The sequence below is a fragment of the Deltaproteobacteria bacterium HGW-Deltaproteobacteria-2 genome (genome assembly GCA_002840505.1).
In the GTDB taxonomy this organism is placed as follows: domain Bacteria; phylum Desulfobacterota; class Syntrophia; order Syntrophales; family Smithellaceae; genus Smithella.
Genome location: PHBC01000001.1, coordinates 17,174 through 31,976, shown reverse-complemented (window position 1 = coordinate 31,976; position 14,803 = coordinate 17,174). Strand labels below are relative to the sequence as shown.

The window sequence follows — 14,803 nt, the reverse complement described above, 5'->3', positions numbered from 1 at the left end:
ACCGGATGGGAAATGAAAAAGATAGTTTTGTAGAGATCACGCGGGAGAAGTATAACCGGGCAGTGGCGGGGTGCAAACCACTCTTCGCCTGGTTTAGTCTTACCGATGCCTGTAACCTGAACTGCAAATATTGTTTTAACGACGCCAACTACTTCCCTCCGGATTGCCCCAATCGCCCTCATTATGAACTAAGCACAGAAGATGTATTCAGTATCATTGATAACATTGCCGAAGCGGGTACTGAGATAGTAATGTTTGCCGGCGGGGAACCAACCTTGAGGGAAGATCTGGTTGATATAGTGAGATATGCATCCGGCCGGATGAGTGTGGCGATGAACAGTAACGGTTATCTTTTGGATGAGCGTCTCTGCCGGAAGTTGGCACTGGCTGGTCTTTCTCAGGTAAAGATTAGTGTCGATGGCCTGGAGAAGAATCATGACTGGAATAGAGGAGAAGATTCTTTCCGCAGGACGATGGCCGCCCTTAGGAATATGGTGGAAGCTGATATTCCCAAGGTTATGTTGATCATGACACTTACGAGCTTGAACTATGATGAACTGGAGAAAATGGTGGAACTATCCATGAGTATAGGAGTGGATTTTACCATGGTAGAGTTTCTGCCGTTGGGGAGAGCCTCCGAGGGAAAAGAATGGATTTTATCAAAGGAGCAGTTGGAAAGAGCGCAGCGGTATTTAGCGGAAGCGCAACAGCGGTACGGATGGCAGAGAGTGGCATTTGAAAACCGTTATATCGTTGCCGAAGATGAATACTGTAAGAAGATATGCAGTAATCCAAATGAACCATGTGGCTTCTATGATTTCTGCGTGGGATGTATAAGCAGCATCTATAGTTACTGTATAACGGCTTCCGGAAAAGTGGCGGCAGGGGATATAATGGCCCTGGAAGTAGGTGATCTGAGGAAGGAAAGATTAAAAGATGTATGGAAAAATGCGGAGTTGTTTAAAGTTATAAGAAACAGAGAAAATCTAAAGGGCAAATGTGGAAAATGTCAGTACAGATATATCTGCGGGGGATGCAGGAGAAGAGCCTATACCTATACGGGCGATATTATGGCCGCTGACCCGGGTTGCTGGAGACGCGGGAATGACAAACTTGAGACTTAAATCATGCCTGAAGAAAATGTAATTATAAATGAAGAAGAACTAAATCGATACATTCGGCAATTTTCCCTCATCGGGAGGGAGGGCCAGGATAAACTCAAAAGGGCTAAAATTCTGATCGCCGGGGCGGGAGGGTTAGGCTCACCGATAGCCACATACCTTGCCTTGGCCGGCATCGGCCGTATCGTGATAGTTGACGATGATATCGTCTCCGTGAGCAATCTCAACAGACAAACCCTGCACCTATCCTCCGACGTGGGTAGAAAAAAAACAACATCAGCCGAAGAAAAGATACGGTCAATGAATCCTTATGTTGAGGTCGAGACGATTTCCTGCAAGATTGAAGAAGACAATGTAACCGGAATTGTGGGGGATGCCGATTTAATCGTTGACGCACTGGATAATTTTCCCGCCCGGTATTTTCTGAACAGTGTTGCCGTTAAACGTCATATTCCATTTTTTCACGGTGCGGTCCGGGGATTCCACGGCCAGGTCATGACGGTCATTCCTCATCAGACGGCCTGCCTCAGATGTGTTTTCCCCCAAACTCCTCCGGCGGAGATCTCCCCCGTTATCGGAGTGACCCCTGGTGTGATCGGTTCCATCCAGGCAACAGAAGTTATTAAGTACCTCACGGGTAAAGGAGAACTGCTGACAAACAGATTGTTGCTCTGGGACGGCCTGTCGGGAAAGATGAATTTTCTCCAGGTAAAGAGGAATCCGTTTTGCCCGGATTGTAGACAGGGGAATTAAAAGGAGGTTGCATCATACGAAACGCACAAAAATAACTAATGAGATTGAATACATCGAACCGGATAGCAATCAAAATTTTCTGTCATGCGCAGGAATTATTGTAAACTCTAAACCTAAAGTTTTAATAGATACAAACATCGGCAAATCGGACACATTAGAACTTTTACAGAGTGAGAAACCTGATATTTATATAATCACGCATCATCATGGCGATCATACATCGTGGGTATACCACGTATTGGAATACGGGAAGGCAGAAATCTACATCCCTAGAGGGGAGGAAGAATATTTCTATAACGTTGATCATTTAGTGAATAAAACCGTTGGAGAATATCCGCTGGGCTTTTCATGGAAAGATTTAACGATACATTATTTCAACTACAAAGAAATACAAGCCTATTCCAGTTACGATGAATCGCTGGAACTCGATTGTTCATCCGTAAAAATAAAATGCATCGACACGCCCGGCCATTCTCCATCGCACAAATCGTTTTATTTCCCTGACGAAAAAATAATTTTTACCGGAGATTTAGGCATCGATAAATTCGGTCCTTGGTACGGATGGGCGAATTGTGATTTAAAACTGTACATCGAGTCGCTATTAAAAATAAACTCATATGAGGCCGATGTCATTGCTACCAGTCACGGTGGAGTCTTAAAAAATGAAAGCGACGCATTCTTAAACTGTGTGAAAATCATTTTCAATAGAGAAGAATCAATTATAAAAAGATTAGATGAAGGCCGCTCGAAGAGCGAAATTGTATCTGAAGGAATTTATTATTTTAACAAATCGAGAGCCCCTGAACACTTCAAAAGCTTCTATATAATGTGGGATGATTTCATGTTCGAGCATCACATGAAGATAATCGCGGATGGAGGATTAAATAAATTATTTAAGAATCTTGCTTAATACAGACCATTTCATTCACATTAAGGATTACGATTTGACCTATAACATAGTATTAAAATTTATAGAATTCTCACTTAGCGCAAGTTGATTTGACTATATCTTTTGTTTGTAAAACTCAATCTCATAGAATAGTAAAATTGAAAATTACCGGTGGAGTTATGCATAAAAAAGGCAGGATCTATACTGACCCTGCCTTTTAATGATTAAAGCACTTATCTGTTTTGTTACTTTTTATTTCAGGGCTGGAGGAATTACACCATCAATTAATTTTACCATAAATGAATCCCGGTTTTTTTAACGTTCCTTCATTTCTTTATGTTTCTCTTGCATGGGCTCATGTTTTTCTATCTGCCGCGATGACTTTTTCTCTAGTTGCGGTCTTTGCTCCAATTGTTGTGGCCGTTGTCTAACCTCTCGAGGCTGTCTATGTCCCCACTGCGGACGTTGTTCTGATTGTTGTGGTTGTTGTCTGACCGGCGGAAGCTGTTTCTGACCCCACTGTGGTTTTTGCTCTGATTGTCGAGGTCGTTGTCTCACCAGTGGAGTCTTTTTCTGCTCCCACTGAGGTCTTTGCTCCAATTGTTGAGGTTGTTTTCTAACCTGTGAAGGTTGATTTTGTCCCCACTGTGGACGTTGCTGAGTCTGTTGAGACGGCTGCTGTCCCCATTGTGGCTGCTGATCTTTTTGTTCCTGCCACTTTTGAGTTGGTCTTTGGGGACGTGCTTTCAAACCGTAATATGAATCAGAATGATTTATATTATGATTTCTTTGCAGCCTTTCACGATGTCTGAAGAATTCATCGTTGCGAACCCTGTTATGCATGTTTATTGAACGTATGTAGTCGGGAGAGATTCTCCTTCCATTATGATACCATGGCCTATGGTGGTAACGATGTCCGCCTCTCCAGAAAACGATTTCCACAAATCCGCCAATATTTTCATACGTAAAATAATCGAAGGCAAATGTTACCGCAACCGGGGGTGTGTAGTACATGGGTTCTCCATAAATTATCGGAACATCGACATACTCATTTTCATAACCATATCCATATTCGTCTCCTGCTATCGTAAAATGATAACGGGCAGATACGGTATATCGGAAAGGGCTGTAGTTATAATAAGCCCGTACCTCGTATTCTCCGGGTATCTGAGTTTTAAAAATCATTATACCTTCCCGCAGCCCCTCAGGTATATATTTATAGTCACCGGCTTCCGTATCTCCTGAGCCTGACGGTACAATACATATCCAATCACTGGCGTAACCTGGCGCATCGTAAAAATGTACCCTGATCTCTTCGCCATAATTATAGATATCTTTATCAGTTTCGATCCAGGGACCAACGTTATTATAGGAAGCCGCATCAGCGGTAAACGCTAAAGTTGACAAAAGAAAAAATATGCCAACCACATACAACAAGGTTTTTTTCATAATAAACACCTCCACATTATTCCTGCATTACGTTACAGCAACTTATATGCCAATATATAAACACCAATTAATAGCGTTTATGTATTTAAAAATAATACATTATTCTTTTTTACGAAAGACGTGTTCCATTATTTTATTCAATAAGTGAGGACTGATTACCCCACAATGGGGAAAAATGCATCTTGTATGTTAGTTATTTTCAAGTAAGTATTATCAATTGAAAGATTTTATTAACTTAAAAAATTACAGGAACTAAAACTCATAAATCGTTTTCACATGCGGTCGAAATAACATATTCCTCTTTAGCCACCGAGGTAGGCTTCCTTCACTCTTGGATTTCCCGTCAGCTCTTTGCCTGTGCCGGAAAGGACGATGCGGCCGGTTTCCAGAACGTAGCCGCGCGAGGAGATGTGCAAAGACATGTTAGCGTTTTGTTCGACAAGCAGGATTGTTTTCCCCGCCTGGTTTATGTCTTGAATGATTTTGAAAATATCCCGTACCAGAACCGGTGAGAGTCCCATCGAAGGTTCGTCCAGCAGCAGCATTGGGGCGTCGGTCATGAGCGCGCGACCGAAAGCCAGCATCTGCTGTTCGCCACCGGAGAGCATTCCGCCCTGCTGTTTTCTTCGTTCTTTCAGGCGCGGAAATAACGAAAAGATATTTTCGAAATCTTTTTTAATCTGGTCTTTATCTTTGCGTTGCCAGGTGGCGAGCTTTAAATTTTCCATCACTGTCAGATTGCCGAAGATGCCGCGCCCTTCCGGTACGTGGGCGATGCCTGCGGCAACAATCTGATCGGCGGCAATATTATTTAAGTCTTTTCCCGAATAGGTAATTCTACCGGTGTATGGAATAAGGCCGGAGATTGCTCGCAGGATGGAGGATTTCCCCGCGCCGTTGGCGCCGATCAGGGTGACAATTTCTCCCTTGCCTACGTCAAAAGAAATATCGTCAACGGCCTGAATGCTGTCGTAGGAAACTTTCAAATGAGAGACGGCAAGAATTTTTTCAGAAGATGTCATGGAGTCACCTCCACGCCCAGATAAGCTTCCAGCACCTTGGGGTGATTTTGAATTTCGGCAGGCAATCCCGCCGCGATGGTCGCGCCGAAATCCAGCACGACGATTCTTTCACAAATGCCCATGACCAGCCGCATCTGATGTTCAATCAAAATTATCGTTACCGAAAAAGTTTTGCGAATCCACCCGATGAATTCCATGAGCTGAATGATCTCATTGGGATTCATTCCGGCAGCCGGTTCATCCAGAAGCAGGAGCTTGGGCTCGGTGGCCAGCGCGCGGGCAATTTCGAGCCGGCGCTGTAAACCGTAAGGCAGGTTTTTGGCTTTTTCACCGGCCATTTCGTCGAGCTTGAAGATCGACAGTAAATCCAGTGCCTGACTGGTAATGCGTTTTTCTTCGGCGCGAAAACGGCCGATGTGTAAAAGAGCCTCCGCGGGTGTGTAGGCAATCTGTCCGTAATGTGCGATGCGGACATTATCCAGAACGCTCAATTCCTTAAACAAACGAATGTTCTGAAAGGTGCGGGCAATGCCTAATCTTGTGATCTTATGCGGAGTAAGGCCTACAAGTTCTTGATCTTCGAATTTGATGCTGCCTTCAGAGGCGCGATAGACACCGGTGATCAAATTAAAAACGGTGGTTTTGCCCGCGCCGTTCGGGCCGATTATACCGACAAGTTCATGTGGTTCAATGGCGAAATTGAAATCAGATACGGCGCAAAGTCCGGCGAAACGGTGCGTGAGTTTTTGTGTTTCAATCAGTGGCATCGCCGGCCTCCTTTTTCTTTTGGCGCCAGAGTTTCTCTGTCACAAAATCGCGCAGCGGTACAAACATACGGATTTCCTTCATGCCCATGATACCGCGCGGACGGTAGATCATTAAAAGCACCAGCATCAGCGGCATGAGCACCATGCGCCAGATGCCCAGCGGACGCAGGACTTCCAGCAAAATGGTGTAAATAACCGCGCCGATGATTGAACCGCCAATGGAAGCAATACCGCCCAGATAAACCATGATCAGAATGTCGGTGGATTTGAGGATGTCGAACATGCGTGGATTAATAAACTGTAACGCATGGGCGAATAATCCTCCGGCAATGCCCGCGAAAAAAGACGAAACAACAAAGGCGATGATTTTTACCTGGCGCGTGTTGACACTCATCAGATCACTGGCGATTTCATCTTCACGGATGGACAAAACACCGCGCCCGAAATTGGAATAAACCAGGTTGCGAATTACCCAGACGGATAAAGCCGTCCAGAAAAAGACCCACGGAAGAGTGGTGAGTTTTTCCATGCCCAGAAGTCCACGCGGTCCGCCGACGGCGTCGATGTTTTCCAAAATGGATTTTACAATCATGCCAAAGGCCAGTGTGACAATGGCCAGATAATCGCCACGTGTTTTAAAAGAAGGTATTGCCACCAGGAAACCGACCAGTGCCGCAGCCATGCCGCCGGCCAGGATCGCCAGAGGGAAAAGCAGGTTTTGAGCGTTCGGCGGGAAAACATGAACCGTTAAGATCGAGGCAATGATTCGCCCATGTAGCCGTTGATCAGATTCAGGCTGACGGTAAGGATGATGTTGATGCCCACGTAAATTAAAATCAGTTGTAAATATAAATCCACAAAGTCGAAGGTGTCGACGGCAATACAAAATGCGATTCCGGCGATCATAACGACTGCCCAGAATAAACGAGTGCCCGTAAGCATATGCCATCTTTCAATCAGCGCGGAATATGATTTGTCTGAGGAATTGGACATGGCTATACCTTTTGCGGCTGGGGCTTGCCCAGAATGCCGTAGGGTCTGACAATTAACAGGATAAGAAGCAGAGTAAAAGCCACAACATCACGATAGGTGGAAGGCAAGAACGCAGCCACCAGAATTTCCACTCCGCCCAGAATAAAGCCGCCGATCATAGCGCCTCGGATATTACCGATACCGCCAACCACGGCACAGATAAATGCTTTCCAGCCCACCATTATGCCCATGTAGGGATCAATTACCGGATAAGCCAGGCCATACATCACGCCGGCTGCGCCGCCCAGACCTGTGCCAATGGCAAAAGTAAACGAGATAATTTTATTTACCGATACGCCCATCAACGGGACAATTGTCTTGTCCCAGGAAATGGCACGCATGGCCATGCCCGCTTTAGTTCTTTGCACAATAAAATCCAGAATCAGCATGAGAACCAGCGATAGGGCAATGATCATAATCTGCAGCGAGGAAATGGAGAGTGAACCGAACGTCCAGGTGGTATTTCCCAGAAGCTGAGGAATGTGTTTGGGGTAGGGGCTCAGTGCCAGTGTGAAATTTTCCAGAAAGAGGCCGACGCCCAGCGCGGTGATAATGGCGGAAACACGCGGAGCGTTGCGCAGAGGTTTATAAGCAAACCTTTCAATAACCACGCCCAAAAATGCCACGCCCAGCATGGATAAAAGCAAAGTCGGGACGAAGGATAAGTGAAGATAGACGGCAATTAGAAAGCAGAAGAAAGCGCCGACCATGAACAGATCGCCGTGAGCGAAATTGATCATCGTCAGGATGCCATAGACCATCGTGTAGCCCAAAGCGATCAGCGCGTAGATACTGCCCAGTTGTAAGGCATTGAGAGATTGTTGGAAAATATAGGCCATAAATGCATACTCATTTAAATCAAAGCGCTATCTTTGTTTGTCCCGATTCATCGGGATCGTCGGCGTCCTCAACGTATTTTCATATACGCCTCCGGCGCCTCCTCCTCGCGGCCGCGATATCATCTTTGGTTTAAATGGTATAAAAAAATCCTTTTTTTATTTTGTCATGCCGGACTTAATCCGGCATCCAGGAATTATCCTTCATAATGGATTCCCGCCTGCGCGGGAATGACAATTTTGTCGCTATGGTTTGGCATTGGCAAACCATGTAAACTTCCCGTCCTTTATTTTTAAAATTACGGCGCTCTTGACCGGATCGCCGGAGCCTTCTTTGAACTGCATATTTCCGGTCACGCCTTCATATTGCGGAATTTTCGCCAGCGCGTCACGCACAGCCTGGCGTTCGTTCTTGCCGGCGGTCTTGATTGCCTGCCACAGCAATCCGAATGAATCATAAGTTAACGCAGCCACGTCATCCGGCGTTGTGCCGTATTTTGCTTTATAGTTCGCAATGAATTTCTTGGTCGTGTCGCTTGCCGAGTCCGCCGCGTAATGCGTACTGAAATAGTAATCGTTGCAGTCCGCGCCGCAGAGTTTCACAAGCTCTTCTGATCCCCAGGAATCGGAACCGATAAACGGAGTTTTTATGCCTAATCGCTTGGCCTGCTGGATCTGCAAAGGAACTTCGCTGTAATAATTGGGCAGGAAGATTATATCCGGATTTGCCTGTTTGATTTTGGTGAGCTGCGATGAAAAATCCTTATCATTGGTCGTATACGTTTCAAACGCGACTACCTTGCCGCCGTTTTTCTCATAGACATCTTTGAAAATTTCGGCGATGCCCTTGTTGTATTCGGAAGCGACATCATAAAGAACCGCAGCTTTCTTCAACTTAAGATTGTCCAGTGTGAATTTTGCCAGTACCCCTCCCTGGAACGGATCAATAAAGCAGGCGCGGAAAACATATTTTTTGGAGACATTGGTTTTGGAATCCAGCGTGGCTTTCGGTGCGGTAGACCACGGGGTTATTAACACGGTTTTGCTTGTTTCGGCGATTTCCGCGGCGGGCAGAGCGTAGCGGCTGGCGTTGGGTCCGACGATAGCTATTACTTTTTGCTGTGTAATCAGTTTCTGCGCGGAAGAGGCCGACTGTTCAGCTTTCCCGGCGTTGTCTTCAATGATCAATTTTACCTGATATTTATTTTCACCCAACTGAATGCCGCCGGCATCGTTAATTTCCTGTACGGCCATTTCCGCTGCGTTTTTACAGGATGTGCCTACGGCCGGAATATCACCGGTGAGTTCGGCAATAACACCTATTTTGATTTTAGATGAATCATCTCCGCAGCCGAAAATGCCCAGCGAGAAGATTACTAAAAGAATGATAAGTAATGACGATTTTTTCATGGAATGTCTCCTGGTCACTTGATATTTTGTCCACAGTTTATAAGGGAAGGGCTCTAACGTGTCAATGAAAAAAGAGGGACTGTAGAGTTTAAGGTTCAAAATTAAAGAATAGTTTTAAGTAATTAAGTAGTTAAGAAAAGGCGTGAAAAGTGAAGGGTGAAAGGTGAATGGTGAATGGTGCAAGATATTGGTCAAAGCATTTCACGAACATACCGGGCGATAGCAGGAGAGGAGGTCATTCCCGGTGATTCGATGCCGACCAGATTGATGAAACCCGGGGAGTCCTCCTTGATAACAAAATCGTGAAAATCGTCATCAGGTCCCTGAAGTTTGGGGCGGATGCCGGCCATATCGGGATGAATATTTTCTTTTTTCAAAAAAGGCAAGAATTTACCGGCGCTCTGATAAAAAATTTCTGCTTTTTCGGGTGCTACATTGTAGTCTTCTTTACGGTCGATGTAAGTTGTATCCGGGCCTAGTTTAAATCGTCCATTTAAATCCATTGTCAAATGAACGCCTAATCCGATACGTTTCTTTGCCGGAACAGGATAAATCAGTCTTTGCACTACCGCCTTTTTTACTCCTGAAACACTGCAATAATCGCCTTTGCAATAATGCAGATGATAGCTGCCACCCATCATGTTGGCAATGGTGTCGGATTCCAGGCCGGCGGCGTTGATGACGACGGCGGAAGAAAATTCAAAGGTTTCACCTTTTGCGTTATGCGTGAAAATCCGATAGTGGCTGGATTCTTTTTCTATCCGCATGACTTTTGTTTGATAAACAATTTGCGCTTTCTTGCTCTGAGCCTTGGCTAAATAGTAGTTCATTAAATCATGAACGCTGATGATCCCGGTATCCGGCGAGTAAAGAGCCGCTTCGACCTGAACATTTGGCTCCATGGTAGAAGCATTTTTTTTACCGATTAGTTCCAGCGAAGTGACACCGTTTTTTCTGCCGTTGTCGTATAAGCGTTCGAGATCTTCGTCTTCCTCTTTTTTTACCGCCACGATTAGTTTTCCTGTCCTTTTGCGAGGAATGTTATGTTTAGAAGCAATTTCATAGAGCATCCTGTTTCCGTCAATGCAAAGAGAGGCTTTGAGCGATCCTTCCGGATAATACATCCCGCCATGAATTACTTCGCTATTGCGCGAACTGATTCCACCGCCGTGCGCGTTATTTTTTTCCAGGATAAAAACGCTTAAATCAGGCCGGGCGATTTCGGCAGCAATGGCCAGACCGATTACGCCGGCTCCGATGATTGTTATATCCACTTTTTCCATGTCCAAATCCAAATTATTGACACCCTCCTTTTTTAAAGGAGGGTTGGGGTGGATTTTTATTTATCAAATCCCCCTCCATCCCCCTTTACAAAAGGGGGGAAATTAATAACAGCGATATGCTTCTGCCGTAATGGGTTTTCAGAATATACAAGATTTTATTCTTTACCGCAAAAAAACTTGAGTGTAATCTTCGGTCGTGATATTAAACACATGTAATTAAGAAAGGTAGCGCTTACTTTGAAAATTGCATCTTATAATGTAAATTCCATACGCTCCCGCCTGCATATTATTGCGCCCTGGCTGCAAAAAAACAATCCTGATTATTTTTGTATGCAGGAAACAAAAGTTGCCGATGCCAGCTTCCCTGTGGCCGAATTGGAAGCCTTGGGTTACCATGTAGTTTTCAAAGGGGATAAACAATATAAAGGTGTGGCCATTGCCTCGAAACTCAAACCGCAAAAAGTAGTATTCGGTTTCGATAATGAACCCGCCGATCCTGATCGTTTAATAATCGCGACATATGATGATCTGACGATAATTAATACCTATGTCCCACAGGGTCAGGAAACGGAAAGCCCTCAATATGCTTATAAACTGGAATGGTTCGGACGTCTGAAAAAATATCTGCAGAAGCATTTTCAGCCGCAGGATAAAATAATCTGGTGCGGCGATCTTAACGTTGCCCCGGAAAATATAGATGTACACGATCCGAAAAGAATCCTCGGGCATGTCTGTTTTAATCCTGAAGTCTGGAAAGCGTACGAAGATGTTAAATCATGGGGATTCACGGATATATTTCGTCAACATCATCCGGGTGTCGCCGGTCAGTACACTTTTTTTGATTACCGTATCAAGGATTCCGTGAAGCGAAAGCTGGGCTGGCGGGTTGACCATATTTTGGCAACAAAAACACTTGCCGAAAAATCAAAAAGTTGCTCTATTGATTTGGAATCAAGGCTTGCGGAAAAGCCTTCGGATCATCTTATTCTTTACGCTCAGTGGGAAAAATGACAATTATGAATAAAACGGAAAACATTGAACGTATCAATACGAAAATTGCCGATAGTTTCGAGAGGATTGAAGCAAGTTTGTCAGAGGCCATGGATATTGCCGGTCTTTTTGAAATTCTTATTACAGGAATAGAAAAAGAATTTGAAGTTCCTTATGTTTGGCTTACCTTAATAGATACTACAATGACCGCTCCCGTAATTGAGGCAATAAAATCGTCCGATATTTTAATAGACCGGCTTAAGATAATAAAGCCGGAGTTGTTTTGCGAAATTCTTCCTACCGGATTAAAACCGGTTTTGGTGAATAAAGATCTCCAGCCGTATTACAAATTATTACCTTCCACCAGGAAGTATTTTGTTAAATCACTGGCTTTGGTTCCTTTTAAAATTAAAGAAGATATTGTTGGAAGTTGGAATAATGGAGATGCCTACCGTAATCGTTACACGCCGGAAATGGGAACCGATCTTTTACAAAAATTGGCCCAATCAGTATCGGTGCGCCTGACTGAGCTTGTTATGGCAATAAATAATGATAAATTAGCCTTTTAGTGAAATAATAAAAACCCCGCCAGTGAGTGCGCGGGGCTTTTAAGGTTGTAGCTTCTGAGAAGGGGAATGGGTCTAATTAATTAAAGTTTTAAGAGCGTCAACTACCGGTGCGGTAAAGAGAGCAACTAAAACAGCATATAATGCAAATGATCCAATGGCTTCGCTCAGGTATAATTTGGTGTATTTCTTCTTTAAAGAAACAATTATCAGTCCGCCTATTATTAAGCAGCCCAGATGAAAGAAGGGAAAACTATTACTTCCGGTAACGCTGTATTGGGCATAGCTGAAAGACGCTGTCACCAAAGTTACAAAAATAGTTAAAAGTGTTATTTGTATGGTCTTTTTCATAACTTACCTCTCTCCTTGTATAAAATCTTTAAAAAATTTCTATTTTTATTATCGGTTTATTTATATGAAATAAGTGTGCCATATTACATTAAGAAAACAATAAATTTGTAAGTAATTGATATAATATTATAAATATTTAATTTTCGTGTGTAAACATCTTGATCAATTTGTTTAGTATTGAAAGAAACGTTAAATTTCTGACAAAAATGGAAAAAAACATTTAACGGTTTATTCCTTGTAAAAAAAATCGTTTTCCGGCGCATTTTGCCTTGACAAATGGCAAAAATTCTATACTTATGAACCTTCGTTCAAAAAATGAATAACTGTTCAAAAAGGTTATTTCATGGTGAGATCAGAAAGAAAAGAACGCGAGTTCAATATGCGACGGGCGGAGATTCTGAGAACGGCAGAGAAAATATTCGCCGCTAAAAGTTTTCACGATGTCACAATGGCCGAAATCGCCAATGCTTCAGGTTTCTCCACCGGTTCTCTCTATCAATTCTTTGAAGGCAAAGAAAATCTTTACACAACAATGATCAGTGAAAAACTTGATTTTATGTTCACTGAAATCAAAAAATCAACAGAGCCGGCTGAAGATTTGCTGGGGAAGATTGAAACGCTGATTGATGCGCATCTTCAATTTGTAGAACAAAATGCCGATTTTCTTCTGCTGTTTATAAAAGGAGAGAAAATAGCTTTATCGGAAGCCATGACATCTTTACATGAAAAGCTTACGGATATTTATTATAATCATATAACCTTCATTGAAGATCTACTAAAAAGAGGAATACACACCGGTATGTTACGCCACCTGCCTTCCCGTGAGATGGCTGAAGCTTTATTTTATCTGATAAGAGCATCATCAGTTAGATGGATGTTGATGCCGACAACAGAATCCCCCCGTTCTAAAAAGGGGTTTATTCTGGACATCTTTTTAAATGGAGTGAAAAAATATGATTAGCAAAAACTGGCGCATGATTGTTTTAATGCTTTTCACTGTTGTTTTATTTCCACTTTTGGTTTTTGCCGAAGGGCCGTTGACATTGGATGCGAGTATTGACATTGCCCTGAAAAACAGTACGGTCATAAATATTGCCAAAGAAGGAATCAAAGGCGCCACTGCCCAGAAAAGGGAAGCGATTACCGGATTCCTGCCCAAGTTCAATACATCTTACAGCTATCAACGTCTGAGCGAGGATCCATTCTCCAGGTTTCAAGGTCTTCCTCCGGGACCTCTCTATAGCATGAATGGAATGGAAGTTCCTGTAGGAACAAAAAACAATTACAACTGGGCCGTTGAAGCCCGCCAGCCTCTTTTTGCGGGCGGTGGTATTCTGGCTAATTATCAGGTCAACAGTATTGGAGAGGATATTGCCCGGCTGGAAGAGACAGCTAAATATCAGGATGTTGTGCAGGATGTAAAAATTGCCTACTTTAATGTTTTGCGCGCAAAGAGGATTCAGGATGCCGCGCAACAGTCTGTCGGGATGCTCTCTGCGCATCGTGATGTTGCCGAGAATTATTTCAAGGTAGGCATGATTCCCAAAAATGACTTACTGCATGCCGAAGTTGAGCTGGCCAACGGCAAGCAGGCGCTGATCAGGGCGAAAAACGCTGTGGAACTGGCCAAATCTAATTTTAACATGGTATTAAAACGCGAAATTTTCACACCGGTAGAAATAGAAGATATCTTGACATACCACCCTTCAAAACAATCTTTTGAAGAATGTTTGAATATCGCAAGGCAAACAAGGCCGGAACTGAAAATATCATTCCTGAAATCAGCACAGGCGGGGAAATTAGTGCGTGTGGCACAAAGCGATTATTTCCCGACTTTAAGTGTTGTGGGTAATTATACGAGATTTGGCGATAACCCTTCTGTTAACGGGAGTGATTATAAAGACATGGAAAGCTGGTATTTGATGGCGGTGGCCAGTTGGAATTTCTGGGAATGGGGCAAAACGAAATTCAGGGTAGATGCCAGCAAAGCCAGAGAAAATCAGGCCACGGAAGCGTCGAAAGAATTAAATGATCGGATTACTTTGGAAATAAAAAATGCTTACCTGATATTGCAGGAGACGGAAAGTCAAATTGTTGTCTGGCTGAAAGTGATTGAACAAGCCGAAGAAAATTTCCGCATTTCCGAAGAGAGATATAAAGAAAGAGTCGCTACTTCAACGGAGGTTCTTGAAGCCCAGACTTTATTGACAAAAGCAAAGTCGGAGTATGCTAACGCTTTGGGCGATTATAATATAAATTATGCCAGACTGCAGCGAGCAATGGGAAATATCTGGCCATAGTACTTTTTAAAAGTAGTTTGTTTATCAAAAGGAT

16 protein-coding genes and 1 pseudogene are annotated in these 14,803 nt (G+C 43.6%); 8 read left to right on the top strand and 9 right to left on the bottom strand.

Annotated features, from left to right (window positions below):
- Nucleotides 1-5: 5 nt before the first annotated feature.
- From CVU62_00160 to CVU62_00150, 3 genes are read left to right on the top strand one after another with little or no spacing between them, the layout of a single operon-like run.
- The gene (locus CVU62_00160; protein ID PKN38650.1) at nucleotides 6-1,124 is read left to right on the top strand and encodes a hypothetical protein; all 1,119 of its coding nucleotides are present in this window, start codon (nucleotides 6-8) and stop codon (nucleotides 1,122-1,124) included.
- Nucleotides 1,125-1,145: 21 nt separating this feature from the next.
- Entirely contained in the window at nucleotides 1,146-1,874 is a 729-nt protein-coding gene (locus CVU62_00155; protein PKN39425.1) for an adenylyltransferase, read from the top strand.
- Nucleotides 1,840-2,784 (top strand): MBL fold metallo-hydrolase, encoded by a 945-nt coding sequence (locus tag CVU62_00150; GenBank protein PKN38649.1) that lies wholly within the window; start codon nucleotides 1,840-1,842, stop codon nucleotides 2,782-2,784. The genes CVU62_00155 and CVU62_00150 overlap by 35 nt, the downstream gene beginning before the upstream one ends.
- Before the next feature lie 294 nt (nucleotides 2,785-3,078).
- Here CVU62_00150 and CVU62_00145 read toward each other — a convergent pair whose 3' ends face one another.
- The 5 genes and pseudogenes from CVU62_00145 to CVU62_00125 all read right to left on the bottom strand — a co-directional run bounded on the left by CVU62_00145 (nucleotide 3,079) and on the right by CVU62_00125 (nucleotide 7,872).
- Nucleotides 3,079-4,212 (bottom strand): hypothetical protein, encoded by a 1,134-nt coding sequence (locus CVU62_00145; GenBank protein PKN38648.1) that lies wholly within the window; start codon nucleotides 4,210-4,212, stop codon nucleotides 3,079-3,081.
- Nucleotides 4,213-4,514: 302 nt separating this feature from the next.
- On the bottom strand, nucleotides 4,515-5,234 hold the full coding sequence (locus CVU62_00140) for an ABC transporter ATP-binding protein (protein PKN38647.1): 720 nt from the start codon (nucleotides 5,232-5,234) through the stop codon (nucleotides 4,515-4,517).
- Nucleotides 5,231-6,001, bottom strand: coding sequence for a high-affinity branched-chain amino acid ABC transporter ATP-binding protein LivG (livG, locus tag CVU62_00135; protein ID PKN38646.1), 771 nt, complete (start codon nucleotides 5,999-6,001; stop codon nucleotides 5,231-5,233). Before livG ends, CVU62_00140 begins: the two co-directional genes overlap by 4 nt.
- Nucleotides 5,988-6,943 (bottom strand): annotated as a pseudogene (locus tag CVU62_00130) (branched-chain amino acid ABC transporter permease). The gene livG and the pseudogene CVU62_00130 overlap by 14 nt, the downstream one beginning before the upstream one ends.
- Before the next feature lie 53 nt (nucleotides 6,944-6,996).
- Nucleotides 6,997-7,872: a branched-chain amino acid ABC transporter permease gene (locus tag CVU62_00125; GenBank protein PKN38645.1), complete on the bottom strand. Its 876-nt coding sequence runs from the start codon at nucleotides 7,870-7,872 to the stop codon at nucleotides 6,997-6,999.
- 37 nt (nucleotides 7,873-7,909) lie between these two features.
- On the opposite strand from CVU62_00125, the gene CVU62_00120 reads away from it, so the two are divergent.
- Nucleotides 7,910-8,104, top strand: a complete 195-nt coding sequence (locus tag CVU62_00120) for a hypothetical protein (GenBank protein ID PKN38644.1) — start codon at nucleotides 7,910-7,912, stop codon at nucleotides 8,102-8,104.
- Between the two features lie 11 nt (nucleotides 8,105-8,115).
- Here CVU62_00120 and CVU62_00115 read toward each other — a convergent pair whose 3' ends face one another.
- Both CVU62_00115 and CVU62_00110 read right to left on the bottom strand, forming a co-directional pair.
- Entirely contained in the window at nucleotides 8,116-9,279 is a 1,164-nt protein-coding gene (locus tag CVU62_00115) for an ethanolamine utilization protein EutJ (protein PKN38643.1), read from the bottom strand.
- A 191-nt stretch (nucleotides 9,280-9,470) separates the two neighbouring features.
- The gene (locus CVU62_00110; protein PKN38642.1) at nucleotides 9,471-10,574 is read right to left on the bottom strand and encodes an FAD-dependent oxidoreductase; all 1,104 of its coding nucleotides are present in this window, start codon (nucleotides 10,572-10,574) and stop codon (nucleotides 9,471-9,473) included.
- A gap of 225 nt (nucleotides 10,575-10,799) precedes the next feature.
- Here CVU62_00110 and xth point away from each other — a divergent pair, with 225 nt between their 5' ends.
- Both xth and CVU62_00100 read left to right on the top strand, forming a co-directional pair.
- On the top strand, nucleotides 10,800-11,573 hold the full coding sequence (gene xth, locus CVU62_00105) for an exodeoxyribonuclease III (GenBank protein ID PKN38641.1): 774 nt from the start codon (nucleotides 10,800-10,802) through the stop codon (nucleotides 11,571-11,573).
- Nucleotides 11,570-12,121: a hypothetical protein gene (locus CVU62_00100; GenBank protein ID PKN38640.1), complete on the top strand. Its 552-nt coding sequence runs from the start codon at nucleotides 11,570-11,572 to the stop codon at nucleotides 12,119-12,121. Before xth ends, CVU62_00100 begins: the two co-directional genes overlap by 4 nt.
- Before the next feature lie 72 nt (nucleotides 12,122-12,193).
- Here the strand turns inward: CVU62_00100 and CVU62_00095 are convergent, their stop codons facing one another.
- Both CVU62_00095 and CVU62_00090 read right to left on the bottom strand, forming a co-directional pair.
- Nucleotides 12,194-12,469, bottom strand: a complete 276-nt coding sequence (locus CVU62_00095) for a hypothetical protein (GenBank protein PKN38639.1) — start codon at nucleotides 12,467-12,469, stop codon at nucleotides 12,194-12,196.
- 83 nt (nucleotides 12,470-12,552) lie between these two features.
- The gene (locus CVU62_00090) at nucleotides 12,553-12,732 is read right to left on the bottom strand and encodes a hypothetical protein (GenBank protein ID PKN38638.1); all 180 of its coding nucleotides are present in this window, start codon (nucleotides 12,730-12,732) and stop codon (nucleotides 12,553-12,555) included.
- Nucleotides 12,733-12,812: 80 nt separating this feature from the next.
- Between CVU62_00090 and CVU62_00085 the strand changes: the two genes are divergently transcribed.
- Both CVU62_00085 and CVU62_00080 read left to right on the top strand, forming a co-directional pair.
- Nucleotides 12,813-13,430 carry a hypothetical protein gene (locus tag CVU62_00085; protein ID PKN38637.1) on the top strand — a complete coding sequence of 206 codons (618 nt, stop codon included), beginning with the start codon at nucleotides 12,813-12,815 and terminating at the stop codon, nucleotides 13,428-13,430.
- Entirely contained in the window at nucleotides 13,423-14,769 is a 1,347-nt protein-coding gene (locus tag CVU62_00080; protein PKN38636.1) for a hypothetical protein, read from the top strand. Before CVU62_00085 ends, CVU62_00080 begins: the two co-directional genes overlap by 8 nt.
- The last annotated feature ends 34 nt before the right edge of the window (nucleotides 14,770-14,803 follow it).